11 protein-coding genes are annotated in these 14,433 nt (G+C 49.6%); 10 read left to right on the forward strand and 1 reads right to left on the reverse strand.

What is annotated here, in order from left to right:
* The first annotated feature begins 33 nt into the window (after positions 1-33).
* From mreC to G441_RS0112395, 8 genes are all read left to right on the forward strand, one after another.
* A complete protein-coding gene (gene mreC, locus G441_RS0112360) occupies positions 34-903 on the forward strand; it encodes a rod shape-determining protein MreC (RefSeq protein WP_026376640.1) in 870 nt (289 codons plus the stop codon).
* Positions 900-1,376: a rod shape-determining protein MreD gene (gene mreD, locus G441_RS0112365; protein WP_026376641.1), complete on the forward strand. Its 477-nt coding sequence runs from the start codon at positions 900-902 to the stop codon at positions 1,374-1,376. Before mreC ends, mreD begins: the two co-directional genes overlap by 4 nt.
* A complete protein-coding gene (locus tag G441_RS0112370; RefSeq protein WP_026376642.1) occupies positions 1,373-1,951 on the forward strand; it encodes a Maf family protein in 579 nt (192 codons plus the stop codon). The genes mreD and G441_RS0112370 overlap by 4 nt, the downstream gene beginning before the upstream one ends.
* Positions 1,941-3,407, forward strand: coding sequence for a ribonuclease G (gene rng / locus G441_RS0112375; RefSeq protein WP_026376643.1), 1,467 nt, complete (start codon positions 1,941-1,943; stop codon positions 3,405-3,407). The genes G441_RS0112370 and rng overlap by 11 nt, the downstream gene beginning before the upstream one ends.
* Positions 3,404-7,303 carry a YhdP family protein gene (locus tag G441_RS0112380; protein WP_026376644.1) on the forward strand — a complete coding sequence of 1,300 codons (3,900 nt, stop codon included), beginning with the start codon at positions 3,404-3,406 and terminating at the stop codon, positions 7,301-7,303. Before rng ends, G441_RS0112380 begins: the two co-directional genes overlap by 4 nt.
* Before the next feature lie 16 nt (positions 7,304-7,319).
* Entirely contained in the window at positions 7,320-8,117 is a 798-nt protein-coding gene (locus tag G441_RS0112385; protein ID WP_034475093.1) for a carbon-nitrogen hydrolase family protein, read from the forward strand.
* The gene (tldD, locus tag G441_RS0112390) at positions 8,107-9,549 is read left to right on the forward strand and encodes a metalloprotease TldD (RefSeq protein ID WP_026376646.1); all 1,443 of its coding nucleotides are present in this window, start codon (positions 8,107-8,109) and stop codon (positions 9,547-9,549) included. Before G441_RS0112385 ends, tldD begins: the two co-directional genes overlap by 11 nt.
* An 83-nt stretch (positions 9,550-9,632) precedes the next feature.
* Positions 9,633-10,613: an alpha/beta hydrolase gene (locus tag G441_RS0112395; protein WP_026376647.1), complete on the forward strand. Its 981-nt coding sequence runs from the start codon at positions 9,633-9,635 to the stop codon at positions 10,611-10,613.
* On the opposite strand, the gene yjgA is transcribed toward G441_RS0112395, so the two are convergent.
* Positions 10,610-11,137: a ribosome biogenesis factor YjgA gene (yjgA, locus tag G441_RS0112400; RefSeq protein WP_026376648.1), complete on the reverse strand. Its 528-nt coding sequence runs from the start codon at positions 11,135-11,137 to the stop codon at positions 10,610-10,612. The two genes, G441_RS0112395 and yjgA, sit on opposite strands and share 4 nt — an antisense overlap.
* Before the next feature lie 77 nt (positions 11,138-11,214).
* Here yjgA and pmbA point away from each other — a divergent pair, with 77 nt between their 5' ends.
* Together pmbA and G441_RS0112410 are read left to right on the forward strand one after the other, a co-directional pair.
* The gene (pmbA, locus tag G441_RS0112405) at positions 11,215-12,540 is read left to right on the forward strand and encodes a metalloprotease PmbA (protein WP_026376649.1); all 1,326 of its coding nucleotides are present in this window, start codon (positions 11,215-11,217) and stop codon (positions 12,538-12,540) included.
* Positions 12,541-12,605: 65 nt separating this feature from the next.
* Entirely contained in the window at positions 12,606-14,417 is a 1,812-nt protein-coding gene (locus G441_RS0112410; RefSeq protein WP_026376650.1) for a cation:proton antiporter, read from the forward strand.
* Positions 14,418-14,433: the final 16 nt, after the last annotated feature.

Here is a 14,433-nt window from a genome sequence, read left to right on the forward strand (position 1 = left end):
GGCGCTGGCCGCCTCATTTGTATTGCGGCAGTCATGAACACTATCTTCACCCGAGGCCCTTCACTCCCCAACCGTCTGGCGTTGGCTCTGGCACTGTCGGCTTTACTTTTGTTCGTTGACCATAAATTAGACGGCTTCCAGTCGACCCGGGTTTATCTCAACTCGTTAGTCAGTCCCTTGCAATATCTCGCTGATCTCCCCGGTAAACTGCTGAATCTGAGTGCTGAACGACTTGCGTCGCAACAGCAATTGATCGAGGAAAATGCACGCTTGACCAGTCAGATTATGCTGATGAGTGAACAGCTTCAGCGCTTTAGCGTATTGCAGCAGGAAAATGATAGGTTGCGCAAACTTCTGGGTTCGCCCGTACAGCCGGGCATGCGTAAAATGATTGCTGAACTAATGGCTGTCGACAATAACCCTTTCAGTCACCAAATCGTGATCAACAAAGGTGCATTGGATGGCGTATATGAGGGCCAGCCGGTGCTCGATGATCAGGGCATCGTCGGTCAGATTATGCAGGTCGGTACGACCAACAGCAGAGTGTTGCTATTGTCAGATGTGACGCATGCTATCCCGGTAAGAATCGCTCGTAACAATGTTCGGCTTATTGCTTCAGGCAGTGGCAGGCTCGATGAATTGTTGCTACAGCACGTGCCTCACAGTACAGATATGCAGGTTGGCGATTTACTGGTTTCTTCCGGACTGGGTAATGTGTTCCCACAAGGCTACCCCGTCGCGAAAATTACCGCCATCGTGCGCGATGAAGGCCGACCTTTCGCTCAGGTTTCCACCAAACCTATGGCCAATCTGGATCGCATTCGCTATCTGCTATTGTTATGGCCCAATGACTCCGGTGCTGAATCTGCGCCGGAGCAAACCAGCGTGGGAGGAGGTTCATGAGACTGCGTCCCTTTGCCATACCGCTGTCTATCATGACCGCACTGGTGCTACAGATTATGCCGATGCCTGCGATTGCCGACATCTATCGTCCTGATTGGGTATTGCTAGTGCTGGCTTATTGGACAATGGCGTTGCCAAACCGAGTGAATGTTGGCGTAGCATTTCTATCTGGCGTGTTGCTTGATGTGTTACTCGGCACTAGTCTGGGCATCCACAGTATCGGTTTGTGTATCGTTATCTATGTACTGGCTGCTAATTATCAACGTCTGCGTAATTATTCGGTGTGGCAGCAGGCAGTCATCATCGGTTTATTGTCTGCCTTATACCATCTCATTTTGTTCTGGTTACAGCACTTACTGACCGATGTGTATTTCCAGTTTGATTATTTGCTGCCAGTAGTCAGCTCTACGATCATCTGGCCCTGGCTATTTTGGCTGTTGCGTAAAGTGCGCCGTCAATTGAGATTGTCATGAGTAAGTTAGTACTTGCTTCACAATCTCCTCGCAGAGCTGAGCTACTGACACAAATTGGCGTGGCGTTTCGACAACAGGTTGCTGATATTGATGAAACGCCAAGAATGGGTGAATCAGCGCAGGACTATGTATCGCGCCTGGCAGTTGAAAAGGCTCTGGCAGTGTTGCCGGGCGTAGCTGCAGATGAGGTCGTGTTAGGTTCTGACACCGTTGTAGTTGTCAACCAGCAGGTACTGGGTAAACCCGAAGACGAGTCACAGTTTCGACGCATGATGTCGTTGTTAAGTGGCACCACCCATCAGGTACTGACAGCCGTGTGTGTAGCCAGCAGAGAGAAAACGCTGACAGCAACGGTTGGCGCAGATGTGACCATGCAGCCACTTACCGCACAGCAGATCCACTGGTACTGGCAAAGCGGTGAACCGCACGATAAAGCCGGTGGTTACGGTATTCAGGGACTGGGCGCGCGTTTTATAAAACACATATCCGGAAGTTACAGTGCAGTGGTTGGATTACCACTGTTTGAGACCACAGAGTTACTTTTACAAATGGGTGTCATTCAATATGAGTGCTGAGTTATTAATCAATGTTACGCCGTCTGAATCAAGAGTTGCGTTAATTGAGAACGGCATTCTGCAGGAAATACATGTCGAACGTCATACCAAACGGGGATTAGTCGGCAATATCTATCGCGGTAAGGTTAGCCGTGTGCTACCAGGCATGCAGGCAGCGTTTGTGGATATTGGCTTTGAAAAAGCAGCGTTTTTGCACGCCTCCGATATCGTGATTCATAACGAAGTAGTCGAAGAGGTCTCTACCAGTCACATTCAAAAGAAAGACATTCGTGATTTGGTAAGAGACGGACAGGATATTGTTGTCCAGGTGGTTAAAGACCCAATTGGTACTAAGGGCGCACGACTGACCACCGACATTACCATTCCTTCCCGATACCTTGTTTTCATGCCAAGCGTAAAACACGTCGGTGTCTCTCAGCGTATTGAAGATGAGAATGAGCGCGAACGTCTGAAGTCATTAGTACAGGATTTTTGTGGTGACGATGGCGGATTTATTCTTCGTACTGCGGCCGAAGGCGTCAATGCACAAGAGTTAACCTCAGATGCTGGATTTTTACGCCGTCTTTGGGACAAAATTCAGCAGCGTAAAAAAAAGCGCAAATCCCATGTTCTGTACGAGGACTTACCTCTCGCTCGTCGTGTTCTACGCGACTTTGTTGGCACTGAGCTTGATCGGATCCGCATCGACTCCAAACTGTCATTCCAGGAACTTCATCAGTTCACCAAAGAGTATGCTCCGGAGCTAAACAAACTGTTGGAATACTACCCGGGCGAACGTCCCATATTTGACCTGTATGACGCCGAAAATGAGATCCAGCGTGGCCTGGAACGTCGAGTCGATTTGAAATCAGGCGGTTACCTGATTATTGATCAAACCGAGGCAATGACGACCATTGATATCAACACAGGGGCATTTGTTGGTCATCGCAACCTCGAAGAAACCATATTTAATACCAATATTGAGGCGACCCTGGCGATTGCCCGACAACTTCGGCTGCGCAACTTAGGCGGGATGATCCTAATCGACTTTATCGATATGTCTGAACCTGATCACAAAAGACGTGTCTTACATAGTCTGGAGGTAGCAACCAGTAAAGATCGAGCGAAGATTAATATTCATGGCTTCACCGCGCTGGGGTTGATTGAGATGACGCGCAAACGCACGCGAGAAAGTCTTGAGCACTTGCTGTGCGGTGAGTGCCCAGTGTGCAAGGGCAGAGGGTCTATCAAAACCGTTGAAACCATCTGTTTCGAAATCATGCGTGAAATTGTGCGCGTAAATCGTGCTTATGATGCGGACAAATTTGTGGTGTACGCTGCGCCCGCTGTTGCAGACGCACTGCTTGGTGAGGAATCACATATGCTTGCTGAGCTTGAAGTCTTTGTCTCAAAACAAATTAAAGTGCAAACGGAGTTGTTGTATAACCAGGACAAGTTTGACGTGGTAATGATGTGAAAACCGCAACAGAATATGCGGCTTATATAGTTAAAAAATTATGGACACTGGCAGCGATTCTGCTGGTGCTTTTCGCGGTGGCAATCAGCGTATTGCGCTATTCGCTGCCGTATATGGACGATAAAAAAGACCTGTTTGAGGAATATGTCGCGACACAATATGGCGTAGATGTGTCAATCGGCAGTTTATCGGCGACCTGGAATGGCCTGGGCCCAGCTATTGTCTTAAATGACGTGGTGCTGACCCAGAATGAGTCATCGCCAGTCGGTATCCACATCACTGAAACGCAGATTGAACTGGATTTCTGGGCAACGGTTCGTTCGCAGATGATCAAGTCGAAGCGGTTCGAACTGATTGGTATGAATCTGGATGTCGACCTTGAACGATTACAACAAGGCAGCGGAAACTTCCCTGTAGTGGATGCCTTGGCCAGCTTGTTCCTTGAGCAGCTGCAACAATTTTCTTTGCGTCAAAGCCGTATCAATATCAAAAGTACGCACAATCAGCAGACTATCCAACTATTGCGCGTCAGCTGGTTTAACCGTGGTGAGCGACATCAGGGTACAGGTCAGCTGAGAGTCGATGAGCTGGCTAAAAATTCCGCCTATTTTGCGCTGGACCTGAGAGGCGATAAAAGCAATCTCAACGGCGTATTCTATGCCAAAGCGGAAGATCTTGACGTGTCTCCCTGGGTAAATGAGTTACTTCAAACCGATGCGCCCTTGAGCGCTGGGCGGGGTAACTTCGTTTATTGGGCAGGCATACAAAACGGCAGCCTTGCCAACATGCAGTTGCGACTTGAAGAATCGAGCTTTTCCTGGGACACCCAAGACGGTGAGTTGGTGACCAAAGTCAAAGGTGGACAGCTGTTTGCCATACCCGATCAGCAGGGTTGGATATTCAACCTTAATGATGTGCTCCTGCAGATTGACGATGAAATTGTAATGAGTACGTGGGCTGGACGCATCGATAATGCCGGTAATATCACACTCAACAGTGCCGAACCAATAACCCTAAGCCCACTGAAACCGCTGCTCGCGTTATACATGGGTGAGCAGCAGAAGGCGCTTTTTGCGCAACTGGATCCGACTTTGCGGGTTGATAAACTGCAGATGAATGTACGCCAGCAGGGGATCTCAGCGTTATCTGAGTTTCGACAGCTTGGTTGGCGTCAAACCGAGGATATTCCGGGTATTCAGGACCTGCATGGTTCATTCTATTGGTATAAAAACCAGGGCAAGTTGAGTATCAGTGCTGAATACGGCGAAGTGCTGGTGGACAATCTTTTACCTGAGAATCTGATATTTAATCAGCTTGCGGCACAAATTTATCTTGATGACACAGCGCAAGGTATGTCCGTGGTGGTGCCAGAACTGATGTTTGTTAGCGATCCGCTTAGCTTTACCCAGTCGATGCGTTTGAATACGGCTGATTCACGCCTGTCTTTGCAGACACATATTTCCAGCGTGGATGTCACTGACTTGCCGTTACTGTTCCCAGAACGACACATGGGCAAAGAGACCCGTGAATATCTGATCGATGCCTTTGGTCAACGTGGTGAAGTTGTTGGGGCGAATGTGTTGTGGCATGGCGCACTGGAAGCGTTTCCGTTTACCGAGCAAAACGGCATTTTCCAGGCATCAGTCTATGTTCAACAGGCGGATTTCAGGTTTAGTGATGAGTGGCCGATGCTGGAAGAGCTGGATATTGAGCTGCTATTTGAAAATGAAGGTCTGACTATGCGCAGTCCTTCGAGTCGACTGATGGGCGTCAATGTAGGTCAGATGACCGCTGTCATCCCCCGTCTTGCCGATGGCGCAGTGCTTACTATTGATGCGCAGGGTAGCGGCACCGGAACGCAACTCACTGAGCTGATGCTGGAAAGCTCGTTAGCCTCCAGTGTAGGCCGAACTCTGCAGCAAGGTGTGGTCGTTGAAGGCGATATCCAGGCTACACTGAATCTGACCATTCCGTTGTCTGGAAACGATGTTGTTGCCCGCGGTGAGGTGCTGCTACGCGATAATCCTATGCAGTTCCCAAGCGTAGGCTTGAATACCCAACAAGCCAATGGCGTAATTAAATTCGTTAATGACAAAGTTACTGCCGAAGGGCTTACTGCGCTTTTATTTGAGCAGCCCATCGAGGTGGTTTTTGATGGCGAAGATACCCGCTCGGGATATCAGGCTAACGCCAGATTGTCAGGTCAGTGGCAAATATTGCCATTGATTGAGCGATTAAACCCTGCTTTTACAGAGTATGTATCTGGTGCTCAGGCTTGGCAGGCCGATCTATCACTCACGTTGCCTGAAGATGGATTTGACTATGAGTTCATCTTACGCAGTGATATGCGGGATATTGCCTCGACTTTGCCGGCACCGTTCGCAAAACGTCAGGACCGACCGCTACCCCTGCTGATAAGCAGCAAAGGCAATGAGCAAGCCTCAACATTGGCTATCAATCTGGGGGAAGACATTCGCTTTAACGGGATCCTCCCGCATCGCGAACTGCAGTTCTCACGGGCACATCTGGCGTTGGGTGAGAGTGATTTCGTTGGGCTCGGTGTCGGCTTTTCAATCTCTGCCAATTTGCCGGAAATAGATGCCAGCGAATGGTATCGCACCATTGAATTGTTACTCAGCGGTGTTGAGAGCGCCCAGCACAGTGTGCTCAACGCGCCAGAGCGAATTTTTGTTGAGGCACAACAATTACATATCGCCGGACAAACCATTGAAAGTGTAGAAATGACGGCGAAGCAGCGCGGTCAAGACTGGTTATTGGCGGTCAATTCTGAGCAAGCTCGGGCAGACCTGACGTTATTTGATGACTGGAATAATAAAGGTGTTGATATCGATGCGGACTTTATTCGTCTGTCTGAACTTCGATTCGATAAAAGTACTCAAGCGGACGATGGCGCGTCAGTGTCATGGAAGCCTGAAAGCCTGCCGCCGATACGATTAGAGTGTCGCAGCTGCAGCGTTTTCGGATATGAGCTCGGCAACGTGAGTCTGCGGGCGGTCAAAGCAGAATCAGGTTTGGCTATTGAGCGACTTCTGATTCAGAGTGCACACGCTAAGCTGGATGCGTCTGGTGACTGGCTGTTATCCGAACAGGTGAACAGCACACACCTAAGTGGCACCCTGGAAAGTTCAGACTTTGGCCAATTTTTACAAGGATTTGACCTGCAGGCAGGTATCAAAGATTCCGAAGCTGATTTCAATTTTGATTTGAGTTGGAGCGGCTCACCGTTCGACTTTGGCTTTGAGCAGTTAAATGGCGGCGTGAAATGGAATCTGACAGACGGCTACCTCACTCAGGTCAGTGATCAGGGGTCGAGAATTTTCACTTTGCTTAGCCTCAATTCACTGGTCAGAAAGCTGAGCCTGGACTTTCGTGATGTGTTTGCCAAAGGATTTTTCTACGACAAAATGGACGGCTCGTTCAGCATTAATGACGGTACAGTACTGACGAGGGATACGGTCATTGACGGCGGAGCCGGTGAAATGACGATAGAAGGCTATACTGATTTAGTCAGCCGGGAGCTCAACTACAACGTGAGTTTCACACCGAATGTGACCGGTAATTTACCGTTTCTGGTTTATTTTATGGTTAATGCGCCTACGGCTATTGCCGCGCTCGCTATTGACCAGGTATTGACCAGTGCCAAAGTGATATCTAATGTGAATTACTCCGTTACCGGCACGCTGGATGAACCTATCCTTACAGAAACGGGCCGTGACAGCCGCGAAATCGAGTTACCCGCGCAGCGCTCACCTGGCGATGACCAACCTGTTAGTCCTGCTGAACCTGACCAGCCTGTAGAGCAAACAAGCAGTCTGGGAAGCGATCTGCCGCGTGTTTCATTAACTATCAGTGAGGAGCTTAACAGTGGCGCTTAATCTTGTATCTGTACAAATGGTATCAACGCCGGTCCCTGAGCAGAATCTGGCAACTGTTACTGCATTATTGGAAAACCTGGACACCCAGGATGATACGTTGGTGGTGGTACCTGAGTGTGCGTTTCATTTTGGTGGTCGAGACCGCGACTTACTCGGTATTGCTGAAGAACATGGTAGCGGGCCAATACAGGCGGCTTTGTCATCATTAGCAAGGGAAAAAGGTATCTGGCTGGTGGCTGGTACGATGCCATTAAAAACGGATGATGAAAGCAAATTCAGCGCGTCATGTTTGCTGTTTGGCCCCGATGGTGCAGAGCTTGCACGCTATGACAAAATTCATATGTTCGATGTGCAGGTTGACGACAATACGCGCAGCTATATGGAATCCAAGTATACTAAGCCAGGCAATGACGTCATTGTGGTGGACACGCCATTTGGTCGCCTGGGACTGGCGGTATGTTATGATTTACGCTTTGCAGGTCTTTTTCATGCAATGGGTGAGATCGATATTCTGGCGCTGCCCAGTGCATTTACAAAAGCAACGGGCAAGGCACACTGGCACCCACTGATCCAGGCTCGCGCTATTGAGAACCAATGCTACGTCGTCGCTCCAAACCAGGGCGGCGAACATAACAATGGCCGTCAGACTTATGGCCATTCGTGTATCGTTTCTCCATGGGGAGAAATTCTGGTGCAAAAGCGTGAAGGTAGCGGGGTGATTCAAACGCCTTGTTCTGCCGCAGAGCTAGAGCGTATTCGCGCCTCCATGCCTGTACGCCAACATGACAGATTCAGGAGTAATTTTGACCAATAAAGTTGAACAAAATCTGCTGCATGCATCAGATCTTGACCACGCTGCGCTTGAGCAGGCGCTGGCTACAATCTATCAGCATCAGAATGACTTCGCCGACCTGTACTTCCAATCCAGTCAGCATGAAAGCTGGGTGCTGGAAGATGGCATTATCAAAGATGGTAGCTACAACATCGAGCGCGGCGTTGGTGTACGTGCGGTGAGTGGTGAAAAAACCGGATTTGCTTATTCCGATGAGATTTCCTACTCCAGCCTGATGCAGGCTGCCAATGCTGCACGTAACATTTCTCAGGCTGGGGGGCAGCAGAAAATACAAGCCTTAAACCCTTCATCAGTAAATGCGCGCTTCGGCAAAGATAATCCACTGTTAGGCATGCAGGATGAGGAAAAAATTGCTCTTTTAAGAGCCGTTGATTCCTATGTAAGACAGCAGGAGCCAGGCATCAGTCAGGTAATTGTAAGTCTGAGTGGTGTCTATGAAGAGGTTCTTATCGCGGCTACGGATGGCACTCTGGTGACGGATATTCGCCCTCTGGTACGTCTTAATGTCTCTGTGCTGATGGAAAATGGTGAGCGCCGAGAGCGTGGCGCGTCCGGTGCTGGCGGTCGGCACAGCTATGCGTTTTTTATGCACGATCAGGACGGCAGGCCGCGCTACGAGAGCCTTGCAGATGAAGCGTTACACATGGCCAGAATCAATATGCAGGCGGTTGCCGCCCCGGCGGGTATGATGCCGGTAGTGCTGGGCTCTGGCTGGCCCGGTGTGCTGCTACATGAAGCGGTAGGACATGGACTAGAGGGAGACTTTAACCGTAAGGGCGCATCAACCTTCAGTGGCAGGATAGGTGAACAGGTCGCAGCCAAAGGCGTTACCGTTGTCGATGACGGCACGCTGCCAGATCGAAGAGGCTCGCTAAATGTCGATGATGAAGGTACACCGTCACAATATAATGTGCTTATCGAAGACGGCATCCTTAAAGGCTATATGCAGGATAAAGTCAATGCGCGGCTGATGGGGGTCGCGCCGACGGGCAATGGCCGACGTGAGTCCTATGCACATCTGCCCATGCCGAGGATGACAAATACCTACATGCTAGGTGGCCAACATGAGCCTGAAGAAATTATCAGCAGCATTGAACGCGGCCTGTATGCACCGAATTTCGGAGGTGGACAGGTTGACATTACGTCTGGAAAATTTGTCTTTTCAACGTCAGAAGCCTACCTGATCGAAAATGGTAAGCTCACTGCCCCTGTTAAAGGCGCAACGCTAATCGGCAATGGTCCGGAAGTAATGAAAAAGGTGTCCATGATCGGTAACGATATGGCACTGGATCGTGGTGTCGGTGTATGTGGAAAGGATGGGCAAAGTGTCCCGGTCGGAGTCGGCCAGCCTACCCTGAAAGTGGATGAATTGACCGTGGGGGGAACGGCTTAAGCCTTTACGCTTGGTTATTTCCTATCACTGGCGCTTCTGGCTCGCTGACCTATACTCTCAGAAAGGTCTTGCACGGAGGCGCCATGCTTTTCATCACATCTCGAGTACCGCGGCAGTCAACCCGCTTCAGAAAAAATCGCCCAATCAGTTTTGATTATCAGAACACCGACGTCTCCTGTAATTTGTATTTTTGCCGTCGTAACGATAAAGAAGATTATATTGAGGTGGGGTCTCAAGCCTTTTTTGCAGAATTGAAAAGCTTACCTTCGCACGTACAGGTGTTGTTCTATATTCACGGTTTTAATTCTCTTCAGGAGAAAGCGGCATTTCCCCAGACAACTCGCCTGCAGTCACGTTTGAACGAGACCAGACATGGAGAGCTGGTGAAGGTGGTGCCGATAATCTGGCCCTGTGATGACGATCATCCGGCAGCTATCATCGATGATTATTGGGACGACCAAAAAGCGTCTAAGGCATCAGGCAAAATGTTCTCGCGCTTGCTAGGTAAATTTGACGACTGGCGCAGACAGGAAGCTCAACTTGATGATCCATGCCGGCGACGCATTAATTTGTTAGCCCATTCAATGGGTAATAATGTCCTGCAACATGCTTTTCTGGAATGGTACGAAGAACACGGACCTGTGCCTCAGCTGTTCCGAAATATTTTTATGGTCGGCGCAGATGTGGTTAATCATACCCTTGAGACGGGCCAAACCGGTGAACATATTGCTGATGCAACACGCAACCTGGTGGTTTATTTTGCTAATGATGACCTTGCCATGCCGGCGTCTAAAGTGGCCAATATCAAGCAGAAAACGCTCTCCCGCCGCTTAGGCATGACAGGTCCTGAGTCTCTGGAAAGGGCGCCTCGCAACGTTATCGAAGTCGACTGCGATGACTTTAACAACAGTCTGGACTTTCCCGATGGACATACTTACTTCATTGAAAGCAAAGACCAGAAAATCGTTAGCCCTTGTGTTGAACACTTTGCTGATGCGATCAAAACCGGCCGGGTGACACATGTTGAGCGTCGGCACAAGCTTGATAGACCGATTGGGCTCTAGTCCTGCATTTCGGCTTTCAGATACTGGAATAGCTCGCGCGCAGCCGTTGGCGGTTTGTTGGTACTCTGTTGCTTATCGGCCTGTCGTTTTAGCTGACGCAGTTTTTGTCTGTCCAGCGTAGGATGACTTTCGAGCAGATGTTGAATGGCGTTGTCACCACCAGATAATATGGCGTCCCTGGCCTGTTCAATGTGATGGAATTTCGCGGTGTTCTGATGATGCTGATGTTGCAGCTTCTGAACGGCTAGCTCGATAGGCTGCACATCGCGCTTGCGCATCAGTTTGCCAATAAATTGAAGCTGCCTGCGATAGCCGTCTTTCTTGCGATTAATACGACATGCCAGCTCTATCGCATCCCGTAACTCATCGTCCAAAGGCATTGACTGACGCTGGGCGGGCGTCATATTCACCAACGTTTCACCCAGCTTCTGCAACGCTGTTGACTCCGCTTTGAGCTGAGTTTTGCTCTTAAAGCTGTCATCTTCAGATGTAGATGGGTTATTTTGCTGTTGGTTATCCGTCATTGTCACTGCTTTGGTGTTACACTAGCGGTAAATTGTAACCTTGGTAAGACCAAGATTAACAGTGAAAGTTACCCACGATGCAACAGCAACTTAACGATATCCAATCAATTGTCGATGACGTTCTGAAACTCGCTCTTAGCAAGGGAGCCAGCGCCGCAGAAGCGAGCATGAGCAAAGTACAGGGAATAAGCGTCTCATCGCGCCTGAAAAATGTCGAAACCGTTGAGTTTACCAATGACGGTGGTTTGGGCATCAGCGTATATGTGGGACAGTGTAAAGGCAGCGCATCGACGGCTGACTTGAGTCGTGACGCCCTGCAACTGGCAGTAGAAAAAGCCGTGCAGATTGCCCGCCATACCAGCGAAGACCCGTGTTCCGGGATAGCAGAACCATCAACGCTGGTCAGTGAACCACCCGATCTCGATCTTTATCATCCTCAGGAGCTTGATACCGAGGCTGCGCTACAACAGGCTATAGCGGCTGAATCTGCGGCGCTTGACCATGATAGCCGCATCGCCAATTCAGATGGCGCCACTTATAACGCGAATTTGGGTGCGAAAGTTTACGGTAATACCCATGGCGTCAATGTTGGCTATTGTAGTAGCCGTTACAGCCTGTCCTGTGTCGTGATTGGTGAACAGGACGGTGATATGCAGCGAGACTATAGCTATACGGTGAGTCGCAGAGCTGACGCGCTGGATAGTGCTGAACAAGTAGGGGTTGATGCGGCGAAAGCGACGGTTTCACGGCTGGGTTCGCGAAAAATAGGCACCACAAGGGTACCGGTTTTGTTCCATCGAGAATTGTCCCCAGGCCTATTTGGCCATTTTGTGTCAGCGATCAGCGGCGGCAGTTTGTATCGTAAATCATCTTTCTTGCTCGATCAGCGAGGAAAGCAATTGTTCCCCGAATGGTTTTCGGTAAGTGAGCGCCCACATATCTTGCAAGGTCTGGCAAGCTCACCATTTGATAACGAAGGTGTACGAACAACTGATTTAGAAATTGTCGAACAAGGTGTGCTGAACCATTATCTTTTGACCAGTTATTCTGCACGTAAGTTGGGCATGGTAACCAATGGGCATGCTGGCGGCATTCATAACTGGTTGATATCTGATACTGGCCAGTCCGAGAAATCGTTACTCAAAGAAATGGGCACGGGCTTACTGGTAACAGAGCTAATGGGGCAGGGAGTCAGCATAGTCACGGGAGATTATTCTCGTGGAGCGGCTGGGTTCTGGGTCGAAAATGGCGAAATTCAGTTTCCGGTACATGAAGTGACCATCGCCGGTAATTTAAAAGATATGTACAGACAGATCCTGGCGGTTGGCAGCGAGCAGGAAACCCGTGGCAGTATTCGTACAGGTGCTGTACTTATCGATAACATGCAGATTGCCGGAGACTGAGTCCAGCACCTTGCATCCATTCTGGCTATCAAACACATCACGGTAAAGGCTTAAGGAGTGACGTAGTGAACGACCCGATTGTGGCGTTAGTGTTAGTCGGCGTGCTTTCCATAGTCTGTCAGTTTGTGGCTTATAAGCTCAAGCTCCCCGCTATCTTGCCGCTACTGCTGGCCGGTATCGCAGTGGGCCCGATGGTCGGCGTGTTAAATGCAGATGCGCTGTTCGATGATTTACTGTTTCCTATTGTTTCCCTATCAGTTGCGATCATACTGTTTGAAGGGGCACTGACTTTACGCTTCAGTGACATTGCCGGGCATGGAAAAATGGTGCGTAATCTTTGCACGATTGGGCCATTGGTTACCATGTTGGTGTTGACGCCGGTCACGCATTTTATCCTGGATGCTGGCTGGCAGGTTGCATTTCTGTTCAGTGCCATCGTTACGGTCACTGGCCCCACCGTCATTGTGCCTCTGCTGCGTTCGGTGCGATTAAATAGTCGGTTGTCCAATATCCTGCGCTGGGAAGGGATCATCATCGACCCCATCGGGGCATTGCTGGCAGTCATTGTATTTGAATTTGTGGTGGCGACCCAGGACCCACTGTTGCATACCGGCATCGCGTTTACTCAGACATTGGTCACCGGTGGCCTGTTTGGCCTTGCTCTGGGATACTTCATGGGATTGATGGTGAGAAATAGCTGGGTGCCCGTTTATCTTCAGAACACGGCCGTACTGACAATTATGCTAGCCGCTTTTGCTGCATCTAATGTCCTTAGCCATGAGTCGGGTTTGCTTACTGTCACTGTTGCCGGAATACTGATGACCAACATGCGTGGCGTAGATGTCAGCGGCATACTCGAATTTAAAGAAACCTTGAGTGTTCTGCTCATTTCGGCATTGTTCATTTTGCTGGCGACCCGACTGGACATTGGTGCTCTGATGTCGCTGGGATGGGGCGCATTACTGCTTATCGCCTGTGTGTTATTTGTAGCCCGCCCCTTGTCAGTCCTGGCCTCTTCCTACGGAGCCAATTTGAACTGGCGTGAACTGGCAATGTTAAGCTGGATTGCACCGCGTGGGATCGTTGCCGCAGCGGTGTCAGCGTTGTTTGCATTGAAACTGGAAGCGCAGGGCTATACCCAATTCAGCCTGTTAGTGCCACTGGTATTTATGGTGATTATTTCGACCGTAGTGGTGCAGAGTCTGACATCGGTGAAGATTGCTCAATTGCTAGGTGTGCGTGCTCCCAGGCCCAATGGTTTTCTGATTTTTGGCAGCAACCCGTTTACTCGTATGTTGGGTAAAGAGCTGAAAAAACAAGGGATAAACGTATGTCTGGCGGATACCAACTGGGATGCCATTAGACAGGCGCGAATGTTAGAACTGCCGGTTTATTACGGTAATCCAATATCCGAACATGCTTCACTCAATCTTGATATGTCAGGGATCGGTAAAGTGTTAGTGGTATCACCTTACCGACAGCTTAATCCGTTAGTCACGTTTCACTTCGAACATGCATTGGGCAAGGGCTCCACGCTGGGATTGAGTACTCGTGAGCAAAGCCAGCGTCCGAGCCATCAGGTATCGTCTGATTATGCTCAAAAGCTGTGTCTGTTTGACGATGATGCAACCTATGGCGCGCTATCGGGCAAGGTCAGCAGAGGTGCAACACTAAAGACAACCCGGCTCACCGAGTCGTTTAGTTTTGATGATTACCTGAACACGTATGGAGAATCAGCGTTGTGCCTAGTGGCAATTGATCCACACGCTAAAACCTATGTCTTTACTTCCAACCACGACCTCAAACCAAAAGCAGAGTGGAAGGTGATAAGTTTGATAGAGGCAGAAGAAAACGATAATAAAAACGCAGCTGGGTAGCTGCGTTTTTAATACT

Origin of the sequence: Aestuariibacter salexigens DSM 15300 (assembly GCF_000429145.1) — a bacterium.
GTDB lineage: Bacteria > Pseudomonadota > Gammaproteobacteria > Enterobacterales > Alteromonadaceae > Aestuariibacter > Aestuariibacter salexigens.